The following is a 22,913-nucleotide window of genomic DNA, read 5'->3' on the forward strand; positions in this document are numbered from 1 at the left end:
TCTTGCTTAATATCGGCGAAATTTAGCACACCGGCACGGTATAAATATCAGCAGAAATACATGAATTGGATCCTTGACGACATTCATAGCGCCATAGCGCAACTCAAGCGCTGGCAAACTTGGCTGATCCTTGGCCTGATCAGCGTTTTTGCCGGACTGGCCTATCTAATCAGCAGCTTCGCTTTTCGTACCGACGCCCTGCTCCTGTTCCTTCATCGCACAGCGGGCGCTTGCCGCGAATTGACCAACAGCATCATCATTTTCATGTTCTGCGGGATGATTTTCTTCCTGTTCGCGGCCGTACTGACGCTCGGAGAATTTCAACAATATTTTGAATTCAAACAACACAATGCCCACCATCAGGCAAAAAAATCTCTACGCTGGGGCGTCGGCTGGGGCGCAGGAACGATCGGTATTGCGATTTCCGCACTCGTTTTCTTCAAGCACTATTGCCGTTAGACTGCGCTGACAGAACCTAGACCAATCCAATGAAAATTCTCGTCGTTGAAGACAGCCGCGCCAACCGCCTTCTGCTGACTCAGCACGTTGAAAGATTTGGCGCATCAGTCTTGCCTGCTGAAACAGGCGAAGCTGCGCTGGAAACTTTCGCCCGGATGCGACCGGATATGGTCTTGCTCGATGTGGTTCTTCCAGACATTGACGGTTTCGTGGTCGCTCAGCGCATCAGGGCCATGGAGAAACCGGGCGAGTGGACACCGATCATCTTCCTTTCATCCCTCAGCGATGATGCCAGCATCGAAAAAGGCATTGCTGCCGGCGGTGATGACTATCTGCTCAAACCAATCAGTGAAATTGTTCTAGGCGCCAAAATCCGGGCCATGCAACGTCTCGTACTGATGCGCTCATCACTGCTGGCGCTCACGCGAAAGCTGGATGCGGCCAATCAGAAACTGGTACGCATTTCATCCAGTGATGGCCTGACCGGTGTTGCCAATCGGCGTTTCTTCGACGAAACAATGGCCTTGGAATGGCGGCGGGCGCGCCGGCACTCGAACAGCATCGCCATGCTCATGTGCGACGTCGATTTTTTCAAACTGTTCAATGACACCTACGGCCACCAGGCCGGCGACGACTGCCTGCGCAAGGTGGCAACCGCCATCAGTGTGAATACCGAACGCCCCTCCGACATGGTAGCTCGCTATGGCGGCGAAGAATTCGTCGTCGTCCTGCCGGAGACAACGATAGGTGGCGCGCTCATGGTGGCCGAAAAAATTCGCCAAGCCATCCGCGAGTTGAATATCGCGCATGACTCGTCACCCAGCGGGCGAGTCACGATGAGCATTGGTATAGCATCCGCTGCACCAGGCTTTGACAACCCCCCGGACGACTTGATCCATGCCGCCGACAAGGCGCTTTACCGAGCCAAGCGCGAAGGGCGGGATCGCGTATGTCGGGCTGACGCGGCATAACTGACATTCATATGGCCCGCAGACGCATATCGATCATCATCGCCGACGACAATGACATGATGCGCAGCATCCTTCGTGGCATGCTGCGCGGAGAGGAATACGATGTCGTGGGTGAAGCCCGAAATGGCCAGTTGGCCATCGACATGGCTACGCGCCTGAAACCGGATATTGTCTGCATGGATGTCATGATGCCGGAGAAAAACGGGATCGAAGCACTGTGCGAGATCAAGGTCGCCCACCCAGGTATCGAGGTCGTCATGGTCACCAGCAACTCCGACCCGGATACCGTGCAGGAGTCCATTCAGAACGGTGCCAGCGCATTCATCATCAAGCCCTTCAATGCGGCTCGTGTGCTCGATACACTGGAAAAAGTCAGCGGACGCATCCGCCAGACCAAACCTTAAAAGCTATTCCGCCAGGCGCGAATAGCTTTAAAAATATCCGATTTTTTCCGGTTGACCGCAGGATCAGCAATTTCCACCATGGTGACGGCATGTTTCAAACCTGCCTCAATCACGGCAGGTTCACTGCATCGCAGGAAGGGATTCGTAGCCTTTTCCTCGCATAACAACGATGGAATGCTAGGCAAGCCCGCTGCACGTTGCGCTGCCACTTTCGCCACGCGCTCATGCAAAGCCTGATTATCAGGTTCGACGGCCAGCGCGAAACGCAGGTTCATTTCAGTGTACTCGTGGGCGCAATAGATGAGCGTCTCTTCCGGCAACGCCGCAATACGGTCAAGTGACGCCGACATCTGCTCCGGCGTCCCCTCAAACAGGCGACCACATCCAGCACCAAACAGGGTATCGCCGCAAAACAAAGCCCCCGGCGCCACATAGGCGATATGTCCCAGTGTGTGGCCGGGAACTGCGATTACCTCAACGATCTGCCCCATAACATCAATCCGCTCCCCCCCGGAAAGAGGACGGGTACAGCCTGTGATAGACTCATTGAACGGCGCATAGACCTCGGCTTGCCATTGTGCTGTCAACTCGGCGACGCCGCCCTGATGATCGGCATGGTGATGGGTAATCAGGATACCCTCCAGCGTCAGTCCTTCAGCCTCCAGACGGGCGCGCACGGGTGCCGCATCGCCAGGATCGACGACGAAGGCACGCTTGCCCTGGGTCAGCAGCCAGATGTAATTGTCCTTGAACGCGGGAATGAAAGAAACTTCGAACATACCGGAACTATCGAGCGCAACGCCCCGAATGTCAATTCCAGGGCTCGATGACTGGCTGTCTACCGATTCCGGCCACTACGTGCTGGATTGGGAGCAGTGTCAGATTGATACCGCCGTAGCCGACATTTTTGGTTTTCATGCCTTGCAGATCGGCCTTCCCCAACGCGATTTCCTGCGTGCCAATCGCATTCCACTACGTCAGAAGGCCGGCGCATACGGTGCCGTGGACCTGGTTTGTGATTGCGCCGCGCTTCCTCTGGCCTCGCTGAGCACAGACCTTGTCGTGCTGCCGCATGTACTCGAATTCAGTGATGAACCTCACCAGATATTGCGCGAAGTGGAACGCATCCTGATTCCCGAAGGCCAGGTCATCATCATCGGATTCAACCCACTATCGCTGTGGGGCGTAAAGCGGAAACTCGACCGCAGCGGCGAGTTTCCATGGAATGGAAGTTACCTTTCCATGAACCGCCTGAAAGATTGGCTAAAATTGCTCGGTTTCGAGGTCGACCGCGGCAGCCTGGGCTGCTATGTGCCGCCCGTCAAGCAGCTCAAATGGGTACAGAGCTGGAAGATCATCGAGACCGCGGGTAACCGATGGTGGAATTTTTCGGGTGGTGTTTACGTGCTGCGCGCCATCAAGCGGGTCCACGGCATGCATCTGATCACACCCAACTGGCGCAATAACTCGGTACGCGCCAAGGCGCTGCGCCCGATCGCACAAAAGGAAGGCCATGGCCGCTGAAGAAATTGTCGAAATATTTACCGATGGCGCTTGCAAGGGTAACCCCGGCCCAGGTGGCTGGGGAGCGATCTTGCGCGTCGGTGCGCATGAAAAGGAACTCTGGGGCGGCGAAAGAGAAACCACCAACAACCGCATGGAACTGACCGCGGCCATCCGTGCGATCGAGGCACTGAAGCGCTCAGTCGGCGGCAGGATTTACACCGACTCGCAATACGTGCTGAAGGGCATCAACGAGTGGATTCACGGCTGGAAGAAAAATGGCTGGAAAACTGCCGACAAGAAGCCGGTCAAGAATGCCGATCTCTGGCAATTGCTCGATGCCCAGCTCAAGCATCACAAACTGGAATGGATATGGGTCAAGGGTCATGCCGGCCACCCTGAAAACGAACGCGCCGATGCCCTGGCCAATCGCGGCATCGAAGAACTAGGACGCAAGGAAGCCGCATGAAACAGATCGTACTCGATACCGAAACCACAGGCCTCGACCCGCGTTCCGGTCACCGCATCATTGAAGTCGCCTGCATTGAAATGGAAAACCGGCGCTTCACTGGCCGCCATCTGCACAAGTACGTCAACCCGGAACGCGAAATCGATGCCGGCGCCCAGGCGGTGCACGGCATTACGCTCGAATTCCTCGCCGACAAGCCGAAATTTGCCGACATCGTCGACGAGTTTCTTGAATTCATCAATGGCGCCGAACTGGTCATCCACAACGCACCATTCGACATCGGCTTCTTGAATGCCGAACTGCGCCGCATTGATCGCGTGCCCGTCGAAACGGTTTGCAATGGCGTCATCGATACCTTGCGCATGGCCAAGGACCTGCACCCCGGCAAGCGAAACAGCCTCGATGCGCTATGCGAACGCTACGAAATCGACAATTCCGGCCGTACCTTGCACGGCGCACTGCTCGACACTGAACTGCTGGCCGACGTATTCATGGCCATGACGCGTGGCCAGAACTCGCTGATGATCGAGCCCGATACCGCGCCGCGCCCGAACCTCGATGCAGATGGCCTGGTTCGTGAGCGCAAGCCGCTGATTGTCCGCCGCGCTTCAGCTGACGAACAGCTCGAGCACCAACGCGTGCTGGCCGGGATCGACAAGGACTCAAAAGGCGCCTGCCTTTGGCTGCCGAAAACCGAAGCAGAAACGGCCTGAACCTGACATGGTCCCCATTTCGCTGTTCATCTGGATCACACTGGAAACTTCTGCCTACTTGGCCTTCGGCCGACACTTCCTGCACCTCGACTGGCCGCTAGCCACCATCGGAGCCATCAATTGCCTGCTCGGACTGCGTTTCTGGATGAATGCCACAACCTGGTTTTTCGGCATGAAATTCGCGTCGCCGGCACCCAGTCTTGGTTTCATGGGTCGGCTCCGGATCATGGTCGACGAATACTTTGCCTTTCTGCTCACCTTCCTCCTCGTCATTCCGTTTGAGCGCCTCTGGATGCCGGCAGACCATCTGCCGTCCGGCAAACGCCCCATCCTGCTGGTCCATGGCTACGGCTGCAGCCGCGGTGTCTGGTGGCTGCTCCGCCGTCGACTGGAAGCAGCGGGACATACGGTCGCCACGATCAGCCTGGTGCCGCCCTATACCAGCATGGGCAAGCTGGTGCCACTGCTGCATCAGCGTATCGAGGAAGTCTGCGCCGAAACCGGCAGCAAACGAGTCACACTGGTCGGGCACAGCATGGGTGGCCTGATTTGCCGCTCCTACCTGGCCCGCCACGGAACCCAGCGCGTCAACTGCCTGATAACCCTGGCCACGCCACATGCCGGAAGCCTCCTGAGCAAAATCGGCTTGGGCCAGAACTCACGGGAGATGACACCCGGATCATTATGGCTGCGCGATATGGCGACCGAAAAAATCAGCATTCCGGTCATCAGCCTGCGCAATGCTTACGACAACTACGTCATGCCACAGGATAACCAGCGCTTGCCCGGCGCCCGTGATGTTGAACTGCCACCGGTCGGTCATATCGCCATGCTTTATGATGAGCGGGTTGCCAATCTGCTGCTTGAACTGTTCAAATCCGACTAGCCATGAATATTCCTGATACCACCCGCGCCCAAGCCAGCGACCTGCTCGATTTCATCGATGCCAGCCCCAGCCCCTGGCATGCTGCCCAGACCTGTGAATCGCGGCTAACCGCAGCGGGTTTCAGCCAGCTTCACGAGCATGAGCGCTGGACATTGAAAGCCGGCGGCCGCCATTACGTGGTCCGCGGTGGCGCTTCGATCATCGCCTTCATCGTTGGCCACCAGCCAGCCGCCGAAACCGGGCTGCGCCTGATTGGCGCGCATACCGACTCACCGGGCCTGCGCCTCAAACCGAAGCCGGCAGAAGACGCCGCCGGCATGGTAAGGCTTGGCGTCGAAGTTTACGGCGGCCCCATTCTCGCTACCTTTGCCGACCGTGACCTGTCGCTGGCCGGACGCGTCAATGTCCGCACGCCGGGCGGCTTTACCTCCCGCCTCGTTCGTTTTACCGAGCCGTTGCTGCGTCTGCCCAACCTGGCCATCCACATGAATCGCGAGGTCAATGAGAACGGTCTGAAATTCAACAAGCAAACCGAACTGCCCTTGCTGCTAGGCCTATCCGAAGACGGGACGAAAGCCGAAGCCCGCTTCCGCCAGCCGATCGCCAACGCGCTCGGCGTCGAACCCGGCGATTTGCTGACTTGGGAATTGAACGCCTACGACACGCAGAAAGGCACCCTCTGGGGCGTTGACCGCGAATTTGTTGCCAATAGCCAACTCGACAACCTCGCCTCGTGTCACGCTGCGCTGAGTGCCCTGCTCGCCACACCAGCCCCTGCCGCTACCTGTATTTGCGCTTTCTTCGACCACGAAGAGGTGGGCAGCGAGAGTGCCGCCGGCGCCGGCGGCAGCTTCGTTTCCGATGTCGTCTGCCGACTGGCCGCCAGCGCCGGGCTGGACAGCGAAGACCAGCGCCGTATGCTGGCGCAGAGCTTCTTCATCAGCGCTGACATGGCCCATGGCTGGCATCCGAACTTCCCCGCGGCCTACGAACCCTGCCATCACGCGCTGGTCAACGCTGGCCCGGTCATCAAGAGCAACGCCAACCAGCGCTACAGCACCAGCGCCGATACGGCAGCCCGCTTCATGGCCATCTGCGAAAAAGCCGGCGTACCCTGTCAGCAATACGCCCACCGCACCGACCTCGGCTGCGGCAGTACCATCGGCCCCATCGTGGCTTCGCGGCTGGGCATTCCCAGCGTCGATGTCGGTTCACCGATGTGGGCCATGCACAGCATTCGCGAAAGTGCCGGGGTGCTCGACCACGGCTACATGATTGCTGCCCTGACCACCGCATTCACTGACTGACATGAACGATCTGATCCTGTTACTGGCCGGCACCGCTGTTGTTGTCTGGCTGTCAAGAAAACCGCTGCGCAAGCCGGGCAGCCACGGCTTTTATCGCTTCTTCGCCTGGGAGGCCATTCTCGGGCTGGTCGTGCTGAATCACGGCGTCTGGGGTGACGATCCCTATTCGCCCCACCAGTTCACTTCGTGGATGCTGATGCTGCTGAGTATTTTCCTGGTCGCCGAAGGCACGCGAACCTTGCGCCGCCATGGTGCAGCCAGTGCCAAGCGCGACGATGGCTCGTTCTACGAATTCGAGAAGACCACCCAAGTCGTTTCACACGGCATTTTTGGCTACATCCGCCATCCGATGTACGCCTCGCTGCTGGCATTGGCCTGGGGTGCTTTCTTTCAGGACCCCAGCCTGATCGGCACCTTTATCGCCGGGCTGGCTACGCTGTTTCTGTGGCTGACGGCAAAAGCTGACGAGCAGGAGTGCCTTGCCTACTTCGGTGCGCCTTACGCCGACTACATGCAGGGCACCAAGCGGTTTATCCCGTTCCTACTCTGAAATTGCCTTTGTTCCCATCATTTCATTGCAGGTAGCCCGCCCAAAGGTTTCAGCCTTCTTCGGACTGGAAATCTGCGGCTCGGCATAAATGCGACGGATGATGTGGTTGGTGATGCGAGCCCCGTCGCCGCCGTCTTCTTCAAACAACTTCATCGGTTGGCCACGTTCGCGATTGTAGAAAGTCTGCAAGGCATGGTCGCGAACACGTTCGCAAAAACGAATTCGCTGGGCATCCGGCATGCTGTCGTCGATTGGCCCGGCATGGCCGTGTGCCCAAACACAACCAACCGTCAACAAGGCGAGCAGCGACATGATGAAACGTTTCATTCTTTCGGCCCCTGTATTGAGGTGAGATAAGCCAGGATGTCCTGAATATCCTGCGGCTTGAGTGCATTCAACAGGCCGACCGTGCCTTCTTCGTCATGCGGCCGATCACCCTTCAGGTAGAGATCAACCTGACGCTGCAAATAGTTCGTGTATTGCCCGAGCAGCATCGGGAACATGCCACGACCGCGGCCGGTCTTGCCATGACAGGCGGCACACTGCTTCTGGAAAATCCTCTCACCATTGACCAGATCACCCTCGACACGCGGAATGATCATCACCTTTTCAGCCATTCGAAGCTTGGTCAGCGCATCCTCGGTGCCGGTATAGGTCGGCATTTTTGTATCGAGTTCGATCCCGTTCAGATAGGCCGCAATGTCCTTGATATCAGCATCCGATAATTCGCGCTCCTGCGTATAGGGAAACATCGGGATATTCACCCGAGTGCGCGCCCGAAAGCTTTTCAGCTGACTTTCGATGTATTTGACCTGCTGGCCAGCGATACGCGGGTATTCGCCTCGCTTGCCCCCCTGGCCGTTATCGCTGTGGCATGCGGCACAGGTACCATTGATTTCCTTGCCTTTTTCCAGGTCGACCGCAGCAGCTGGATAGCTCGTAGCCAGCGCGACGGCACAAAGCGAAAAGCGCAGAAAATTCAGCATGCAAAGCGACTCCTGATAACGATGCGGCAAATTGTCGCATCCATCGCACATCTGAAAATTGACACAAATCACGCATAATTCGCTCCATGCTACTTGCCCCCTGCCTGATCGAGAATGCGGACCACCTGGCCAATCTGCGCCGTCTGGTCGGTGGACGATGGGTAGTACTGGCTTTGCTGGCACAACTCATCATGATCGGACCAGGCCTGCTGGAGATTCCGGTACCCCAGGTACCATTGCTGGGCATCATCGCCATCGCCGGAGTTTTCAATGCCTACGCGCAATTTCGGGTCGCCAGATCGAGGACTGCCACGGCTGGCGAATTATTCAGTCATCTGCTGTTCGACATCGGTGTGCTGGGTGCCTTGGTTTTCCTCAGCGGCGGTGCAGCAAACCCGCTCGTTTCACTGCTTCTGCCCCCCGTTGCGATTGCCGCGCTGACCCTGCCGGCGCGCTGCGTGGCCATTATTACCGCCAGCGCTATTGCCACTTATTCGCTGCTGATGGTCTATTATCTGCCGCTGGCCATGGCCGATGCAACGCGCGCCACCCGCCTGCATCTGGGCGGCATGTGGCTGATTTTCGTCATCTCGGCGGTGATGATCGGCTGGATCATCGTGCGCACGACCCGGATCATTCGCCAACGCGATGCCGAACTGGCCACTGCCCGCGAACAAGCCTTGCGCGACGAAAGGATCATGGCCATGGGTACGCTCGCCGCCGGCGCCGCGCACGAACTGGGCACGCCGCTCGGCACCATGTCCCTGCTCGCCGGCGAACTGGCCAACGACACCAGCCTGAGCGATCCGGTTCGTCAGGATATCGCCCTGCTCCGCCAGCAAATCAGCGTTTGCAAGGAAATCATCACCGGCCTGTCGCGCCGCGCCGGTGCCGAACGGCTTGAAAATACACCATTGCAATCAGTCGACCGCTGGCTCGAACACCTGCGCCATAACTGGCACGCGGCACGACCGCAGGCCGGCAGTCGGCTGATTGTGGCCAGCGACGGTCAAGCACCCGAAATCCTTGCCGACCCTCGGCTGGAACAGGCCGTGCTCAATCTGCTGAATAACGCCGCCAATGCCACGACAACACCGCTGGAAGTACGCCTAGCGTGGGCAAGCGACATTGTCTGCATCGACATCCGTGACCGCGGCCCAGGTTTTCCGCCGGACGTACTGGCGCTGGGCGGCCAAACCAGTTTTCCTGCTCACGAGCACGGTAGCGGCGTCGGCCTGATGCTGACACGCAGCGCCATCGAACAGCTTGGCGGCACGCTGACCCTCGCCAACCCTGAAGAAGGCGGCGCGCTCGCCCGTATCGAATTGCCCCGGATACAGCCATGAATGAACCGATGCTGGTCATCGACGACGACCCGAGTTTCAACGCCATTCTGGTTCGCACGCTGGAACGTCGCGGCCAGCCAGCCTTCGGTGCACTCGACGCCGTTACAGCGCTGCAAGCGGCGCACGACAGGCAAGTCAGCCGCGTCGTACTCGATCTCAACTTGAATGGCAGCTCCGGACTGGCCCTGATCCCGCAACTGCTGGCCATCAACCCCGATTGCCGGATCGTTGTGCTGACCGGTTATGCCAGCATTACCACCGCCGTCGACGCGGTCAAGCTGGGCGCCATCCAATACCTGGCCAAGCCGGTCGAAATCGAAGCCATCCTCAACGCCTTCGAGGATGACGGCCCTCCGGATGTCGACATCGCTGCATCCGATGAACCGCTGTCAGTCGACCGGCTGGAGTGGGAACATATCCAGCGCGTACTTAACGAAAACGACGGCAACATCTCCGCCACCGCCCGCGCCCTGAAGATGCATCGGCGAACCCTGCAGCGCAAGCTCGCCAAGCGGCCAGTCCGGACCTGATTTCGATTTTGGACGTTTTTTCCAGTTGACCGCGGGATCGCCTAATGGAGCTTGACGTGCGGCTCCGTCCGACGCGTAATCAGGCGGGCCAGGGTATCCAGCGCCACCTTGACGAATCCATGCAAGGCCAGCTCATGCAATTTGTAGAGGGAGGTGTACATCAGCCGGGCGAACAAGCCTTCAACCCACAGATTGCCGCCGACCAACCCACCCATCAGATTGCCGACCGTTGAATAACGGCCGAGCGAAACCAGCGAACCGAAATCGCGGTAGCGCCAGGGCTTGAGCGGTCGACCGGCCAGCCGGGCGCCGATCTGGGCAAAGATGTGGTTTGCCTGCTGATGGGCAGCCTGGGCACGGGGCGGCACCAGGGTACCTTCCGCCTTACCGATCCATTGACAGGCCGCGCAATCGCCGAGCGCAAAAATGTTTTCATCGCGCGTCGTCTGCAAGGTCGGCAGGACGACCAGCTGATTGATCCGGTTGCTTTCCAGGCCGCCAAAATCCTTCAGCATTTCAGGTGCCTTGACGCCGGCAGCCCAGACCACCAGTTCAGCCGGAATCACTTCGCCGGAAGCCAGTCGCAAACCATCTGCCATGACCTCGGCCACCGTCGCCTGCGTTTTGACCTCGACGCCGATCTTGGCCAGCAGACGCATGGCCGCCAGCGACACGCGTTCCGGCACGGCCGGCAAGACGCGTGGCGCTGCCTCAATCAGAATAATGCGGACATCTTCACCCGGATTGATCCGGTCCAGTCCGTAGGAAACCAGCGCCCGGGCCATGTTGTGCAGCTCGGCCGCCAGTTCCACCCCCGTGGCGCCAGCGCCGATGATGGCCACCGTCAGCTGGCCGGGGCGATGCTCCTCACGCTGTGCATGCGCACGGATACAGGCATTGACCATGCGCCGATGGAAGCGCTGTGCCTGCTCCGGCGTCTCCAGAGCAATGGCGTGCTCCTTGACACCCGGCACGCCAAAATCGTTGGTCAGGCTGCCGATGGCGATGACCAGGGTATCGTAACGAAACACCCGCGGCGAAATAACTTCTTCACCCTGCTCATCGATATAAGGCGCCGTGATCACTTGCCGCTTCGCACGGTCGATGGCCACCACCTCGCCGAAGCGGTAACGATAGCCATGCCAGTAGGACTGCGCCAGGTGGTTCAGCTCGTAGGTTGCGAGGTCCATGCTGCCGGCCGCAATCTCGTGCAGATGCGGCTTCCAGAAATGGGTTCGCGAACGTTCGATCAAGGTGATCGCCGCCTTGCCCTTCTTGCCGAGCTGATCGCCGAGCCGGGTTGCCAGCTCCAGCCCCCCCGCGCCGCCACCCACGATGACGACCTGATGAAGATTGGCATCCGGGCCAATCACGTTAAAAGGTGGATGCTCTCCGCCGGTGGTGGACTGCGTCATGCTGATCTCGCTGAGTTAGGAGGTTTCCGGTCATGACAGGGCATCATTGGCTGATCGCCCTGCACTGTATTTGCCTTATCACCGCAATAAATGCGCCATGACCAAGGCCGGCTTGCCCCCCGCAAAACATGACGGATCGGCCTGACAAGCTGATGATTTCCGGCTCACTGCGAGCAAAAATTGAGCAGTCGGCAGCAAAATTGAACACAGTCCGGCCCAAGTAGCCGGCAAAACCCTGATTTTCGATTTTCGGCTTTTTTTCCAGTTGACCGCGGCACTCAGCTAGCGCAGCAAGAAAGCCGTGCGAAGCGTCTTCTGGTGAGTTCTCAGCGCACACAAATGAAAAAAGCCCTGACCGGCACGCGGCCGATCAGGGCTTTTCAGGCAGAACTACTGCCTGAGCTGGCTTTACTTGAGCGACATCAGGTAGGCAATCACGTCAGCCCGCGCTGCAGCATCGTCCAAGCCGTCGTACTTCATCTTGCCGGCCGGAACGACCTTCTTCGGGTGGGTAATGTAGGCGTCGACCTTCTCCGGACTCCAGGTGATTCCACTTTGCTTCATGGGTTCGGAATAGCCTGAGAATTCAGCCACCGTCCCTGCCTTGCGGCCGAAAACGCCGTGCAGACTGGGGGCTTTTTTCTGCTTGCCAGCGACCGCACTGTGACAATCCCCGCATTCTTCTGCGAAGACGTCGGCGCCCTTCTTGGCATCTCCGGCCGCCCAGGCTTGGGCAACGACCAGTACGGAAGCCAGACCGAAAACAAAACTGATTTGATGTTTTTTCATGGGATGCGCTTAAAGCTTAAATTGAAGTCCAGAGGAACAGCATAGTGGTGTTGTTGTCATGGGCACGACGCTCATTGCCTTCGCTATCCAGATAGGTGGAGCCGCCCATGAAGCGGGTGTAGCCGGTGTATTGGATGCCGAGACGAACATTGGCCCAGCCGCCACCCCACGAACCTTCCTTGCCCCAGGGCGTCCAGTCAGCCTGCAGGATATAACCCGAGGTATTCGGACGGCCATTGATCGAGCCGGTAGGCGAACCTGTGCCATCACCATTGGTGTCGCTGGTGTAGAGGCCGGCGTTGCTCTTGCCGCGCATGTCGAACAAGCCCAGCGTACCGCCCCAGGTCTGGTCGTAGTGGTATGAACCGGCGACACGCAGCTGGTTGATGCTGTTGTGCTCGGCACCCGGATCCGAGAAGTCCAGACGCTGCCATTCCTTCACATAGCTCGCGTTGGCGGTGAAGATATGCTTGCGATTGCCGAGGTATTGATAAGAGGCGTCGATACCCAGATCGCGATACTTGTCGGCAACGCCCAGTTCGGTGCGGTCCGGCTGGATGTCAGCACTGAATCCAAGCAGGCCAATCGAGAAGTTGTCGCGCTTGCGATCCTTGAAATAGGCAACGCGGCCGTAAGTGCCGACACCCTTGAACTTGCCCAGATCATCGGTATTGAAGATGCGAATGGTATTCTTGGACAGGTTGGTGTACAGGCCGAGTTCGGCATAGATGCTGTCATCGTAGAAAGCATAGGCGTTCAGGCCCATCACACCACCGCCCAGACTTTCAACCATGGGCGCCATCGGACCGAAGCCGGCGTTGAAGTCTGACGAGGTGTACGGGAAGCGCCATTGACCCAGCGTATTGAACGGATCGGTCAGGGTCGGATTGCTGTTCAGCGAAACACCCACCGTCATTTCCTTGTCGCCCAGCTTCAAGCTGCGGGCGTAGCGCAGGTCAGCCTGATCCATGACGAATTTCCGGTCCACACCGGAGTAGGTAATCTGGGTAAACGAGCCGAAATTGTCAGCCAGGCGGCCGGCAACAAATACCGAAGCCTCCTGCATGGCCAGATTGTCGTTGGTGTCAAAGTTGGTCGGCTTATCGGTGGCCGGCACATCTTTCGCGTTGTGCGTGGCGTTCACCACCATCATGGCCGACAGCGGGATTTTTCCACCCTTGCCATCGGTATCGGTATAGCCACCGATCTTGAATCGGATGCCATACGGCGTCAGTTGCGGGCCAAAGCCGCCGACGTGACAAGCCGCACATTCCGAGCCGGTCTGCCGCGCGTAGCTGGGAACGGCCTGGGCCGGGGACATCGACAGCGCAAGCATGACTCCGCCACCGATCAACGCTGCAATGCGACCGAAGCCTGGATGCTGCCGGATTTCTCTGGGTAGTGCATTCAAGATGCTCATGATTTTCCTCACCTTTTGATCAATAGCGGCGATTCTCGATCATCGAAGCTTGCGAATGCCTGACGAATACATACAAATAGTCGTCAGGCATTCGCAAGCTTGATGCTGCAATGATCCGCCCCATTCTGAAAAGTGGAGTACGCAATGACCAATACGGATGGATCGCATTCAAAGGCAAAATCGATTTTGCGCTGGGGCACCCTCGCCGTGCTGTTGCTGGGCGGCCTGGTTTTCGCTGGCGGAAAATATGCGGTGGATCAGACCAATACCGTCGAATTCTGCATTTCGTGCCATGAAATGAAGGACAATAACTTCGAAGAATACAAAGAAACGATCCACGCCAGGAACAGGACGGGCGTCAAGGCCATTTGTTCAGACTGCCACGTACCGCATGACCTGATCGGAACGACGATTCGCAAGATCAAGGCATCCAACGATGTCCTTCACCACGTACTTGGCACGATCGATACCAAGGAAAAATTCGAGGCACATCGTCTTGATCTGGCCAAGCGGGTCTGGAAGCGCATGAAGGAGACGGACTCGAAGGAATGTCGACAATGCCATGACACCAAGGCAATGGATCCGGAAAAGCAGGGCAAAACGGCCCAGAAGCAACACCAGAAACTGGCCTCTGGTGAACGAACCTGTATCGATTGCCATTATGGAATTGCCCACAAGGAACCCGAAGGCGGCCACGAACCCAGCGAGGCTGTTGAGAACTAGGCCGGCATAAAAACGTATGCGGATATTGATTGTTGAAGATGACGAGCTGGTCGCCCACGGCCTGAAGCAAGGTCTGCAGCAACTCGGCTACACGGTCGACGTCGCCGGCAGCGCCGAGGAAGCCGACCTCTGTGTGCAGGGTGAGCGCTTTGATATCGCACTGGTCGATATCGCGCTGCCCAAGGCGGATGGGCTGCATTTCATCCGCCAGCTGCGCGCCCGGGGCGACCATATGCCGGCCCTGATCCTGACCGCCAGCGACAGCATGGACGACACGATCCGTGGGCTGGATGCCGGGGCCGACGACTACATGACCAAGCCCTACCGGCTCCCGGAAGTGGCCGCCCGAATTCGCGCCCTGATCCGGCGCTCCAATGCGGTGACCGATGCCTGTCTCAGCCACGACGGGCTGCGCCTCGATACCAGCAGCCGGACGGTGACGTTGAACAATGAGCCGCTGGAACTCACCAACCGCGAATGGGCCATCCTCGAATTGCTGCTGATGGCCTCCCCCGCTGTCGTCAGCAAGGACAGGCTGGTCCACTCCCTGGCCGGATGGGACAAGGACATCACCCCCAATGCGATCGAAGTCCATGTCTCGCGATTACGCCACAAGCTGGCCGCCGGGACAATCGTTATCCGCACGGTGCGTGGCATAGGATATCGGGTCGATGCCCCACAAAACTGAATCGCTGCAACGGCGCGAACCCTTGTCGCTCAGGCAGCGCCTGATTCTAGCCTTGCTGACCCCGCTGATTGTTATCCTGACCGTCTCGTCGTATTTCGATTACCGGCTGGCCAAAAAGACCGCCAACTCCGCCCACGACCAGTCGCTGGCCGATAATGTGTTTGACGTGGAGGCCCACATCAAAACGCAGAATCCGTCGTTCAAGCTCGACCTGACGGAGGAAGCCGAAGCCATGCTGCGCAGCAATGCACCGGACATGCTCTATTTTTCAGTGAGCGACCCGTTTGGCAAAGTGGTGGCCGGCGATGCCGATCTACCGCAGCTTCGCCCGCCAAAAGATGATCAAGTCGAATTCTCGAACGGTGTGTACCGCGACACACGCGTCAGAATTGCCAGCCATCGGATTACCATCAAGGCGCAGGATTTTCTGATTGTCGTCATGGAGACGACCAAAAAACGCGAACAGGCCAGCGCCCGCATTCTGACCGCCATGGTCATCCCCAATCTTGCCGTTATCCTGGCCACCATGCTGGCCGTTGTATTGGGTGTCAGGCAGGGTTTGTTGCCCTTGCACGAAGTGGAGCGAGACATTGCCGAGCGTTCGGCCAACGATCTCCATGAAATCGATCCATCGGGAAAGCCTGCAGAAATTCGCCCGATGCTCCGCCGGCTCAACGAGCTATTCGCCCTCCTGCGCGACTCGGTCGAAATCCAGCAACGCTTCATTGCCGACGCCGCCCATCAGTTGCGTACCCCGCTGGCCGGCCTGCAGACACAACTCGATCTGGCCAACGCCGAAGGTGCCTTCGATAACAATCCCGAACGCATTCAACTGATCGAGGAAGCAACGCTCCGCATCAGTCACCTGTTGAGCCAGCTTCTGGCTTACGCCCGGGCTGAAACCTCGAATTCGGTCAAGGACAAATTTGAATCGGTGGACCTGGATCGACTGGTCGAAAATTCGGCATCGATTTTTCTGGATGGTGCGCTGGCCAAAAATATCGACCTCGGCTTCGACATCAAGCCCGCCACCACCGCAGGGTTCCCCTGGATGCTGCAAGAGGCGCTGTCCAATCTGATTGATAACGCCATCCGCTACACGCCGACTGGCGGCATCATCACCGTGAGTTGCGGCGACGAAAACGGCCACGCTTTCCTTGAAGTCGACGACAGCGGTCCCGGCATCCCGAATGAACAGCTAAAACACGTGTTCGAGCGCTTCTATCGCATCCCTGGCTCACCCGGCAATGGCTGCGGACTCGGCTTGGCCATCGTCAGCGAAATTGCCCAACTGCACGAAGCCACCGTCGAGCTCAAGCGAAGCGAGCAAGGCGGCTTGCGCGTACGCATTCAATTCAAGCTGCCGCCCGCCTGATTTTCCGGCCCACCGCTGACTGCCGCGGTCAACCGGAAAAAACAGCCAAATTTCAATGTTTCTGTTCCATGGCTGCCGGCATGCCGGCGGCCATTGGCCGGACGACCTTGGCATCGACCTGCTTGGTGCTGCCATCATCAAAGGTCAGCGTCACCGGCACCATGTCGCCCTCACGCATGGGCGCCTTCAGATCAATCATCATGACATGCAGGCCACCCGGCTTGAGCACCGCTTCGCCCTTCGCCTTGATGTCGATACCCGGTACCGGGCGCATCTTCATGACGCCGCCCTCGTTCAGGTGAGTGTGCAGTTCGGTGGCTCGGGAAATCGGATTATTGGCCTTGATGATCTTGACGTCCTTGTCGCCGTCGTTCTTGATCACCATGAAGGCCCCGGTCGCCGGCGCGTTGGGTGGTGCCAGGCGAACGTAAGCGTCCTGCACCGAAACGTGGTCGGCGGCACCCGCCATGACACCGGCCGAAAACATCAGACTGACGGCTAGCAGGGATAACTGTTTCATGGGTTTTATCTCCTTCAGGGTTGATTCAAATATTTCCGGATGGCCGCCGCAATCCGGTCGGGCGGCGTGCCGTGTGCGATCTTGCTGAGCACTTGCCCATCGGGCGTGACGATAAAGGTATCTGCTGAGTGATCGACGACATAGCCACCACCGGCGGTATCGACCTTTTGCTCGGCGTAAAAGACGCCGTAACGTTTGGCAATCTCGGCGATGACTTCCGGCGTGCCGGTAACACCCACGATGGCCGGATGGAAGAATTCGACGTATTCCTTCAGGCGAGCCGGCGTATCGCGCTTCGGATCAACCGACACAAAGATCATGCCGACCCGGGCCATCTCCGCCGGCGTAAGTTGCTTCAGACCTTCGGCCGTGGCCGCCAGCGACGTCGGGCAAATATCGGGGCAATAGGTATAGCCGAAATAAACCAGCACCAGTTTGCCACGATAATCCTTCAGGGAAACCGGGCCACTTGCCGACTGCAGGGTGAAATCCCCGCCCGCCGCAATGTTCGCCTTGGGCAAGACACGGTCCGGAATCTCCGGTTGCCAAAAGAGAAATACACCGGCGATCAACACGGCCAGTACGGCAGCCAGCAGCGTCAATATGCGTTCAGACATCTAATTGTGCGCTCCGGTTGAAAATCGATACGGGATGGCAATCCGCTCATTTCCGGATTCAAGCAGTACCGTCGCCTGCCAATCCATCTGGCCGGTAATGCAGACCGGCAGCGTCACCTCGGCCGTGTAGTTTCCCGTACCTCGTTCAGTCAATTGTGGCCGGTTCATGCCCATGTTCATATCGACACCGGCGAAATCAATCTCGACGCGCGAAGGCGACAGGCCGGTAGTCGTCACCTGCACCTCGAAAGGTTTGACCAGGGGCACCGGGCGCGTGCCCATCGTCAATTGAATCTTGCCGCCTGAGGGCAGCGCCACGCTGCACGCTTCGCGCTGCAAATTGCAGACGGGATCAGGCTGAACCGTCACGTCTGCCTTGGGCGGCAGCATGGGCGACAGCTTGTAACCCACGATAACGACCAGCGCGATCAACTCCAGTCCGATCACATCCGCCAGGATTTTCTTGTTCACCAATGTACGTCGATTTTTATAGAGATTTTGGACAAGGCATTTTCGCCGATGAGGCGCTTTTGGATTTAGCAGAGATCAATTCTTTCATACTCGGTGCGGAATAGAGTGTGCGGCATATTGTCGCAGGGGGCTTGATTGACCGGCGGCGATGGGGGAATTGAAGTTGTTGCTTCTGGTATTCAAGGGAGAAATCGAGATGAAGAAATTTGTAGTGAACACCACCGCGCTGGTTCTGGCAGCAGGGTTTGCCGCCACGGCATGGTCTGCCGAATCGCTGCAGGACGTCATGAAGCGTCGCGGCCTTAGCCAGCAGGATCTGCTCGCTGCGTCCAAGACCTACGTCCCGACGGGAAAACGGGACGAATTCGTCGCTTTCAGTTCGGGCGGTCAGTCCGGCCAGATTATCGTGTATGGCATTCCGTCCATGCGTATCCTCAAATACATCGGCGTCTTCACGCCGGAACCTTGGCAGGGCTACGGCTTCGATGAAGAATCCAAGGCTGTGCTGCGTCAGGGCAACATCGACGGCAAGGAAATCAACTGGGGCGATACGCACCACCCGGCCATGTCCGAAACCCAGGGCAAGTACGACGGCCAGTACCTGTTCATCAACGACAAGGCCAATCCGCGCCTCGCCGTGATCGACCTGCGTGACTTCGAAACCAAGCAGATCGTGGTCAATCCGATCTTCAAGTCCGAGCATGGTGGCGCCTTCGTCACACAGAACACCGACTACGTCATTGAAGCTGCCCAGTATGCGTCCCCGCTGGAAAACAAGAAGTTCTTCCCGCTCGAAGAGTTCAACGACAAATACCGTGGTGGCGTGACCTACTGGAAGTTCGACCGCAAGGAAGGTCGCATTGATCCGAAGCAGTCCTTCTCCCTCGAACTGCCGCCGTACAGCCAGGACTTGTCCGACGCTGGGAAAGGCCCGTCCGATGGCTGGTCCTTCACCAATTCCTTCTGTTCCGAGCGCTACGTTGGCGGCATTGAAAAAGGCCGTCCGCCTTATGAAGCCGGTTGCTCCGCCAAGGACACCGACTATCTGCACGTGATCAACTGGAAAAAGGCCGCTGAACTGGTTGCTGCCGGAAAAGCCAAAAAGATCAACGGCCACAATGTGATCATGATGGAAACTGCGATCAAGGAAGGCATCCTCTTCCTGGTGCCGGAACCGAAATCTCCGCACGGCGTAGACGTCACGCCTGATGGCAAGCTGCTCACCGTCGCCGGCAAGCTGGACACCCACGTTTCCGTTTATTCCTTCGAGAAGATCATGGCCGCCATCAAGGCCGGCAAGTTCGAATCCAAGGATCCGTACGGCATTCCGGTGATCAGCATGAAGGATGCCCTTCACACCCAGGTCCAGCTCGGCCTTGGCCCGCTGCACACCCAGTACGACAGCAAACCCTGTATTGCCTACACCTCCCTTTATGTCGACTCACAAGTCGTCAAGTGGAACTATTGTGAAGGCAAGGTTCTCGACAAGATCTCCGTGCACTACAACATCGGTCACCTGATGACCATGGAAGGTGACTCGGCCGATCCGAAGGGGCATTACCTGGTTGCGCTGAACAAGCTGTCCATCGACCGCTTCACACCGGTTGGTCCACTGCACCCGCAGAACCACCAGCTGATTGACATCAGCAATGACAAGATGCAACTCCTGTACGACATGCCCGTTCCGTTGGGCGAGCCGCACTATGTTGTTGCCATCGAAGCATCGAAGCTGAAGCCGGGCGTTCGCTACAAGGTCGGCACCAACAGCCGTACCGACAAGCCTAGTCCGTTTGGCGTCCGCGCCGGTGAGGAGCACACCGACAAGAAGGGCAACAAGATCGAGGTCTTCGGCACCCTGATCCGTTCGCACATCACGCCGGAAACCATCGAAGCCGATGTCGGTGACGAAGTGACCATCCACCTGACCAACCTGGAACGTGCCCAGGACGAAACCCACGGCTTCACGGTTTCGACCTTCAATACCCACGCATCGGTCGAGCCGGGCAAGACGGTGACCGTCAAGTTCAAGGCTGACAAGGAAGGTGTGTATCCGTACTACTGCACGGAATTCTGTTCCGCGCTACACCTCGAAATGCAGGGCTATCTGCTGGTCAAACCGAAGGGTTGGAAGCCTAGCAAGACAACCGAAGCCAAGGCCAGCTACACCGAAACAGACTATAAGGCGACAGTGAAGAAGGTTGCTGATACCCAGGCAGTTATCGATTCCGTTGTGGGCTACATCACCAGTGTTAACTTCAAGGACTTTCCTGATGTGGTCAACATGGTCGACGACGCAACCGACCAGCTGAGCAAAATCAAGGAAGCCAAGGGCAAGGCCGAAGCTGCTGCAGCCAAGAAGGATTGGGACCAAGCCAATCTTTGGGAAGAGCAGATTTGGCAATACCAGGTCAAGGCAGCCGATATTGGTCTGCGTGCCAAGACCTACCTTGAGCAGAACGGCGCCAAGAAGGTCAAGTAAGTCACAAACTTGATCTGACTTAAGGCAATCAACGGGGAGCAGAGCCAATCTGTTCCCCGTTTCACATTCAGGAGGGAATACCCATGAAATATGTAATGACTTTGATCACCGCAGCCTTTGTCGCTGCTCCCGTATTTGCCGCTCCGGACGGCGCCACGCTCTTCCAGGAAAAGACCTGCTGGTCATGCCATGGCAAGGATGCCAAGAAAACCCTGTCACCCGCCTTTCCGAAACTTGCCGGGCAAAATGCCGCTTATGCCGAACAGCAAATGAAGGACATCAAGAGTGGTGCCCGTAATAACGGCCAGACCGCTGCAATGAAGGGGGTCATGGGGCTCGTAAGCGATGAGGAAATCAAGGCACTTGCGGACTATCTATCCAAGCTCAAATAAGCCGCCAAAGCCACGATTTAGTGGCTTATGACTCATATCAAGGAAGGCTGATATAGACAGATCAACAATGTTTCAAGCGTTCCGATCAACCCGCAAAACAAGGAAACCAAACATGAAAGCATCAGTTCTGCTGATCGGCCTGCTCAGCGCAGGCGTCGTCTTTGCCGGCCCGCCGGCACCGCACAAGGAAGGCATCGAGAGCAAAAATTACAAATGGAACGCCGAGGGCGGCGAAAAGATGGAAGCGTTGACCAAGAAGGGCAACGTCAAGAATGGCGAAGAGGTTTATGAAATCTGTGGCGCATGCCACCTGCCCTCCGGCGCAGGTCGCCCGGACGGTACCTTCCCACAACTGGCTGGGCAACATTCGACCGTGCTTATCAAACAAATGGCTGATATCCGCTCCGGCGAGCGCGACAATCCGACCATGTATCCGTTTGCATCGACCTTGGTCGATCCACAGGAACTGGCAGATGCCTCAGCCTACATCCAAAGCCTTTGCATTCCGCTGGAACACGGCAAGTATGAAGGTGCCGATGCCGCCATGCAGGTTGCCGCAGGCAAAACCCTGTATGAGAAAGAATGTCTCGAGTGCCATGGAAAAACTGGCGAGGGCAACAAGGAAAAGTTCTACCCGGTGATCGCCGGGCAGCACTATAAGTACCTGCTGCGCCAGATGACCGACATTCGCGATGGCAAGCGCCGCAATGCGAATCCGGACATGGTCAAGATCATCAAGAAATATGACAACCAGCAATTGATTGCGATTTCTGCTTATCAATCGAGCATGGTCATGCCGGGAGCCATGTGCAAGCCGAAGGCAGCAAAGAAGAAATAATCGACTAGCAGCAAACGGTTGCCTGAACCAGCTTCGGGCAACCTCCTCCGGCCAGACGCCGGATGCGTCAAACAGAGAGCAACATGGATAAACAAAACAAAATCATCGGTGGCCTGACCCTGATCTCGCTTATCTGCCTGGTTGCAGCCTATTTTGCCCCAATCTGGTGGGTATCCCTGACCGCCCCGAACTACCCCCCCGATGCCTTCCCCGATGGCATCCGCATTCATTTTCATTTTGATGGCGTCTATAACGGTTGCAAGGTCGCCGGCAAAGGCAGTCGGATGGCCAACGAGATCATCCAGAAGGATCTTGAAGCGACCGACGAACGCTACAACCCGATCACCGACGCCGCCAAAAACGTCGACAAAGGCGCTGAGGGACTTGACTGCGTTCATGAGATGAACACCATCAACCATTACGTCGGCATGTTCCCGATTGCCACCGGCGCGCCAGTCGAGAAGCCGCTGGCCAAGTTCTTCTTCGGCTTCTTCGCCGTGATGATGCTTGCCTTCACAATGGCCAGGAAAAAACCACGTTTAATCGTGTTGACCGCAGGATTCGCGGCCGTTGCTACGTGGATGCTGGTTGACCAGTTCTGGCTCGGTCATCTGGAAAGCCACGTTCAGGCCTACATGCAGGAATCAGGCTCCTTCTTTAAGGATATGGAACGAATCAACAGTTGGGGTGATAACGTCCGCAACATTTCAAAGATCGTCGTCTTCGGCTTGATTGCCACCATGGCCATCGTAATTGCCGGCGTAGCAAAAATACGGCCGTTCCAGTTGCTGCTGGCGCTGGTGCCCGCTTTGTTGCCTGTCTTCTTCGTCATCACCTACGCAGGGTGGTTGTGGTTCTTTGGCCACAACATGCACCCGTGGGGTGCCTTCACCGTCAAGCCTTTCATGCCCACCGTATTTGGTGAAGGCAAGGTCGCCCAGTTCTCGACCTTCTCCTATCCTTACTGGGGTTATGGCCTGCTGCTAACAATTTTTGCCTGCATGATGCTAGCCCTTCTGATTCGTCGCAAACAACTGCGCGAAGGAAAGGCCGAGTAATCTT

Annotated in this window: 27 protein-coding genes; 18 read left to right on the forward strand and 9 right to left on the reverse strand. The window is 57.6% G+C overall.

Annotation, left to right across the window (positions count from 1 at the left end):
- Positions 1-60: 60 nt before the first annotated feature.
- From IPJ12_12095 to IPJ12_12105, 3 genes are read left to right on the forward strand one after another with little or no spacing between them, the layout of a single operon-like run.
- A complete protein-coding gene (locus tag IPJ12_12095) occupies positions 61-459 on the forward strand; it encodes a hypothetical protein (GenBank protein MBK7647882.1) in 399 nt (132 codons plus the stop codon).
- 29 nt (positions 460-488) lie between these two features.
- Positions 489-1,430, forward strand: a complete 942-nt coding sequence (locus tag IPJ12_12100; protein MBK7647883.1) for a diguanylate cyclase — start codon at positions 489-491, stop codon at positions 1,428-1,430.
- Positions 1,431-1,441: 11 nt separating this feature from the next.
- Positions 1,442-1,834 carry a response regulator gene (locus IPJ12_12105; protein ID MBK7647884.1) on the forward strand — a complete coding sequence of 131 codons (393 nt, stop codon included), beginning with the start codon at positions 1,442-1,444 and terminating at the stop codon, positions 1,832-1,834.
- On the opposite strand, the gene gloB is transcribed toward IPJ12_12105, so the two are convergent.
- Positions 1,831-2,613 (reverse strand): hydroxyacylglutathione hydrolase, encoded by a 783-nt coding sequence (gene gloB / locus IPJ12_12110; protein MBK7647885.1) that lies wholly within the window; start codon positions 2,611-2,613, stop codon positions 1,831-1,833. The two genes, IPJ12_12105 and gloB, sit on opposite strands and share 4 nt — an antisense overlap.
- A gap of 28 nt (positions 2,614-2,641) precedes the next feature.
- Here gloB and IPJ12_12115 point away from each other — a divergent pair, with 28 nt between their 5' ends.
- The 6 genes from IPJ12_12115 to IPJ12_12140 are packed head-to-tail and all read left to right on the forward strand — an operon-like array spanning position 2,642 to position 7,262.
- Positions 2,642-3,358, forward strand: coding sequence for a class I SAM-dependent methyltransferase (locus tag IPJ12_12115; protein MBK7647886.1), 717 nt, complete (start codon positions 2,642-2,644; stop codon positions 3,356-3,358).
- Positions 3,348-3,806 (forward strand): ribonuclease HI, encoded by a 459-nt coding sequence (gene rnhA / locus IPJ12_12120; protein ID MBK7647887.1) that lies wholly within the window; start codon positions 3,348-3,350, stop codon positions 3,804-3,806. The genes IPJ12_12115 and rnhA overlap by 11 nt, the downstream gene beginning before the upstream one ends.
- Positions 3,803-4,519, forward strand: a complete 717-nt coding sequence (dnaQ, locus tag IPJ12_12125) for a DNA polymerase III subunit epsilon (GenBank protein ID MBK7647888.1) — start codon at positions 3,803-3,805, stop codon at positions 4,517-4,519. Before rnhA ends, dnaQ begins: the two co-directional genes overlap by 4 nt.
- Positions 4,520-4,526: 7 nt before the next feature.
- On the forward strand, positions 4,527-5,405 hold the full coding sequence (locus IPJ12_12130) for an alpha/beta fold hydrolase (GenBank protein ID MBK7647889.1): 879 nt from the start codon (positions 4,527-4,529) through the stop codon (positions 5,403-5,405).
- Between the two features lie 2 nt (positions 5,406-5,407).
- On the forward strand, positions 5,408-6,712 hold the full coding sequence (locus tag IPJ12_12135; protein ID MBK7647890.1) for a M18 family aminopeptidase: 1,305 nt from the start codon (positions 5,408-5,410) through the stop codon (positions 6,710-6,712).
- 1 nt (position 6,713) lies between these two features.
- Entirely contained in the window at positions 6,714-7,262 is a 549-nt protein-coding gene (locus IPJ12_12140; GenBank protein MBK7647891.1) for an isoprenylcysteine carboxylmethyltransferase family protein, read from the forward strand.
- Here the strand turns inward: IPJ12_12140 and IPJ12_12145 are convergent.
- Both IPJ12_12145 and IPJ12_12150 read right to left on the reverse strand, forming a co-directional pair.
- Positions 7,254-7,589: a hypothetical protein gene (locus IPJ12_12145; protein MBK7647892.1), complete on the reverse strand. Its 336-nt coding sequence runs from the start codon at positions 7,587-7,589 to the stop codon at positions 7,254-7,256. The genes IPJ12_12140 and IPJ12_12145 overlap by 9 nt on opposite strands.
- Positions 7,586-8,248, reverse strand: coding sequence for a cytochrome c4 (locus IPJ12_12150; GenBank protein ID MBK7647893.1), 663 nt, complete (start codon positions 8,246-8,248; stop codon positions 7,586-7,588). The genes IPJ12_12145 and IPJ12_12150 overlap by 4 nt, the downstream gene beginning before the upstream one ends.
- An 86-nt stretch (positions 8,249-8,334) precedes the next feature.
- Between IPJ12_12150 and IPJ12_12155 the strand changes: the two genes are divergently transcribed.
- Both IPJ12_12155 and IPJ12_12160 read left to right on the forward strand, forming a co-directional pair.
- On the forward strand, positions 8,335-9,594 hold the full coding sequence (locus tag IPJ12_12155; GenBank protein MBK7647894.1) for a HAMP domain-containing histidine kinase: 1,260 nt from the start codon (positions 8,335-8,337) through the stop codon (positions 9,592-9,594).
- Positions 9,591-10,124 (forward strand): response regulator, encoded by a 534-nt coding sequence (locus IPJ12_12160; GenBank protein MBK7647895.1) that lies wholly within the window; start codon positions 9,591-9,593, stop codon positions 10,122-10,124. The genes IPJ12_12155 and IPJ12_12160 overlap by 4 nt, the downstream gene beginning before the upstream one ends.
- A gap of 41 nt (positions 10,125-10,165) precedes the next feature.
- Here the strand turns inward: IPJ12_12160 and IPJ12_12165 are convergent, their stop codons facing one another.
- From IPJ12_12165 to IPJ12_12175, 3 genes are all read right to left on the reverse strand, one after another.
- Positions 10,166-11,539, reverse strand: a complete 1,374-nt coding sequence (locus tag IPJ12_12165) for an NAD(P)/FAD-dependent oxidoreductase (GenBank protein MBK7647896.1) — start codon at positions 11,537-11,539, stop codon at positions 10,166-10,168.
- Between the two features lie 408 nt (positions 11,540-11,947).
- Positions 11,948-12,328, reverse strand: coding sequence for a c-type cytochrome (locus tag IPJ12_12170; protein MBK7647897.1), 381 nt, complete (start codon positions 12,326-12,328; stop codon positions 11,948-11,950).
- Between the two features lie 16 nt (positions 12,329-12,344).
- Complete coding sequence (locus tag IPJ12_12175; protein ID MBK7647898.1) at positions 12,345-13,748, reverse strand: cytochrome C; 1,404 nt, start codon at positions 13,746-13,748, stop codon at positions 12,345-12,347.
- Positions 13,749-13,892: 144 nt separating this feature from the next.
- Between IPJ12_12175 and IPJ12_12180 the strand changes: the two genes are divergently transcribed.
- Genes IPJ12_12180 through IPJ12_12190 form a run of 3 tightly spaced genes read left to right on the forward strand, consistent with a single transcriptional unit; the run spans position 13,893 to position 16,534 of the window.
- Positions 13,893-14,471, forward strand: a complete 579-nt coding sequence (locus IPJ12_12180; GenBank protein MBK7647899.1) for a NapC/NirT family cytochrome c — start codon at positions 13,893-13,895, stop codon at positions 14,469-14,471.
- 16 nt (positions 14,472-14,487) lie between these two features.
- A complete protein-coding gene (locus IPJ12_12185; GenBank protein ID MBK7647900.1) occupies positions 14,488-15,159 on the forward strand; it encodes a response regulator in 672 nt (223 codons plus the stop codon).
- Positions 15,143-16,534 carry a sensor histidine kinase gene (locus tag IPJ12_12190; protein MBK7647901.1) on the forward strand — a complete coding sequence of 464 codons (1,392 nt, stop codon included), beginning with the start codon at positions 15,143-15,145 and terminating at the stop codon, positions 16,532-16,534. The genes IPJ12_12185 and IPJ12_12190 overlap by 17 nt, the downstream gene beginning before the upstream one ends.
- Positions 16,535-16,586: 52 nt before the next feature.
- On the opposite strand, the gene IPJ12_12195 is transcribed toward IPJ12_12190, so the two are convergent.
- The 3 genes from IPJ12_12195 to IPJ12_12205 are packed head-to-tail and all read right to left on the reverse strand — an operon-like array spanning position 16,587 to position 18,142.
- Entirely contained in the window at positions 16,587-17,072 is a 486-nt protein-coding gene (locus tag IPJ12_12195; protein ID MBK7647902.1) for a copper chaperone PCu(A)C, read from the reverse strand.
- Positions 17,069-17,671, reverse strand: a complete 603-nt coding sequence (locus IPJ12_12200) for an SCO family protein (protein MBK7647903.1) — start codon at positions 17,669-17,671, stop codon at positions 17,069-17,071. Before IPJ12_12200 ends, IPJ12_12195 begins: the two co-directional genes overlap by 4 nt.
- A complete protein-coding gene (locus IPJ12_12205; GenBank protein ID MBK7647904.1) occupies positions 17,672-18,142 on the reverse strand; it encodes a hypothetical protein in 471 nt (156 codons plus the stop codon). It lies immediately after the preceding gene.
- A gap of 196 nt (positions 18,143-18,338) precedes the next feature.
- On the opposite strand from IPJ12_12205, the gene nosZ reads away from it, so the two are divergent.
- The 4 genes from nosZ (at position 18,339) to IPJ12_12225 (ending at position 22,909) form a co-directional block, all read left to right on the forward strand.
- Entirely contained in the window at positions 18,339-20,621 is a 2,283-nt protein-coding gene (nosZ, locus tag IPJ12_12210; GenBank protein ID MBK7647905.1) for a Sec-dependent nitrous-oxide reductase, read from the forward strand.
- An 83-nt stretch (positions 20,622-20,704) separates the two neighbouring features.
- The gene (locus IPJ12_12215; protein ID MBK7647906.1) at positions 20,705-21,013 is read left to right on the forward strand and encodes a cytochrome c; all 309 of its coding nucleotides are present in this window, start codon (positions 20,705-20,707) and stop codon (positions 21,011-21,013) included.
- Between the two features lie 112 nt (positions 21,014-21,125).
- Positions 21,126-21,851 (forward strand): c-type cytochrome, encoded by a 726-nt coding sequence (locus IPJ12_12220; GenBank protein MBK7647907.1) that lies wholly within the window; start codon positions 21,126-21,128, stop codon positions 21,849-21,851.
- Positions 21,852-21,934: 83 nt separating this feature from the next.
- On the forward strand, positions 21,935-22,909 hold the full coding sequence (locus IPJ12_12225) for a hypothetical protein (protein MBK7647908.1): 975 nt from the start codon (positions 21,935-21,937) through the stop codon (positions 22,907-22,909).
- Positions 22,910-22,913 lie beyond the last annotated feature (4 nt).

The sequence above is a fragment of the Betaproteobacteria bacterium genome, from assembly GCA_016709965.1.
GTDB classification, from domain to species: Bacteria; Pseudomonadota; Gammaproteobacteria; order Burkholderiales; family Rhodocyclaceae; genus Azonexus; species Azonexus amarohabitans.

Bases quoted from the DNA above. Each gene is read 5' to 3' on its own strand.
- IPJ12_12115 (MBK7647886.1), top strand. From the start codon at position 2,642: ATGTCAATTCCAGGGCTCGATGACTGGCTGTCTACCGATTCCGGCCAC.
- IPJ12_12095 (MBK7647882.1), top strand. From the start codon at position 61: ATGAATTGGATCCTTGACGACATTCATAGCGCCATAGCGCAACTCAAG.
- IPJ12_12150 (MBK7647893.1), bottom strand. From the start codon at position 8,248: ATGCTGAATTTTCTGCGCTTTTCGCTTTGTGCCGTCGCGCTGGCTACG.
- IPJ12_12190 (MBK7647901.1), top strand. From the start codon at position 15,143: ATGCCCCACAAAACTGAATCGCTGCAACGGCGCGAACCCTTGTCGCTC.
- IPJ12_12135 (MBK7647890.1), top strand. From the start codon at position 5,408: ATGAATATTCCTGATACCACCCGCGCCCAAGCCAGCGACCTGCTCGAT.
- IPJ12_12165 (MBK7647896.1), bottom strand. From the start codon at position 11,539: ATGACGCAGTCCACCACCGGCGGAGAGCATCCACCTTTTAACGTGATT.
- IPJ12_12140 (MBK7647891.1), top strand. From the start codon at position 6,714: ATGAACGATCTGATCCTGTTACTGGCCGGCACCGCTGTTGTTGTCTGG.
- IPJ12_12175 (MBK7647898.1), bottom strand. From the start codon at position 13,748: ATGAGCATCTTGAATGCACTACCCAGAGAAATCCGGCAGCATCCAGGC.
- rnhA (MBK7647887.1), top strand. From the start codon at position 3,348: ATGGCCGCTGAAGAAATTGTCGAAATATTTACCGATGGCGCTTGCAAG.
- nosZ (MBK7647905.1), top strand. From the start codon at position 18,339: ATGAAGAAATTTGTAGTGAACACCACCGCGCTGGTTCTGGCAGCAGGG.
- IPJ12_12180 (MBK7647899.1), top strand. From the start codon at position 13,893: ATGACCAATACGGATGGATCGCATTCAAAGGCAAAATCGATTTTGCGC.
- IPJ12_12225 (MBK7647908.1), top strand. From the start codon at position 21,935: ATGGATAAACAAAACAAAATCATCGGTGGCCTGACCCTGATCTCGCTT.
- IPJ12_12215 (MBK7647906.1), top strand. From the start codon at position 20,705: ATGAAATATGTAATGACTTTGATCACCGCAGCCTTTGTCGCTGCTCCC.
- IPJ12_12160 (MBK7647895.1), top strand. From the start codon at position 9,591: ATGAATGAACCGATGCTGGTCATCGACGACGACCCGAGTTTCAACGCC.
- IPJ12_12100 (MBK7647883.1), top strand. From the start codon at position 489: ATGAAAATTCTCGTCGTTGAAGACAGCCGCGCCAACCGCCTTCTGCTG.
- IPJ12_12185 (MBK7647900.1), top strand. From the start codon at position 14,488: ATGCGGATATTGATTGTTGAAGATGACGAGCTGGTCGCCCACGGCCTG.
- gloB (MBK7647885.1), bottom strand. From the start codon at position 2,613: ATGTTCGAAGTTTCTTTCATTCCCGCGTTCAAGGACAATTACATCTGG.
- IPJ12_12155 (MBK7647894.1), top strand. From the start codon at position 8,335: ATGCTACTTGCCCCCTGCCTGATCGAGAATGCGGACCACCTGGCCAAT.
- IPJ12_12130 (MBK7647889.1), top strand. From the start codon at position 4,527: ATGGTCCCCATTTCGCTGTTCATCTGGATCACACTGGAAACTTCTGCC.
- IPJ12_12220 (MBK7647907.1), top strand. From the start codon at position 21,126: ATGAAAGCATCAGTTCTGCTGATCGGCCTGCTCAGCGCAGGCGTCGTC.
- IPJ12_12170 (MBK7647897.1), bottom strand. From the start codon at position 12,328: ATGAAAAAACATCAAATCAGTTTTGTTTTCGGTCTGGCTTCCGTACTG.
- IPJ12_12200 (MBK7647903.1), bottom strand. From the start codon at position 17,671: ATGTCTGAACGCATATTGACGCTGCTGGCTGCCGTACTGGCCGTGTTG.
- dnaQ (MBK7647888.1), top strand. From the start codon at position 3,803: ATGAAACAGATCGTACTCGATACCGAAACCACAGGCCTCGACCCGCGT.
- IPJ12_12105 (MBK7647884.1), top strand. From the start codon at position 1,442: ATGGCCCGCAGACGCATATCGATCATCATCGCCGACGACAATGACATG.
- IPJ12_12145 (MBK7647892.1), bottom strand. From the start codon at position 7,589: ATGAAACGTTTCATCATGTCGCTGCTCGCCTTGTTGACGGTTGGTTGT.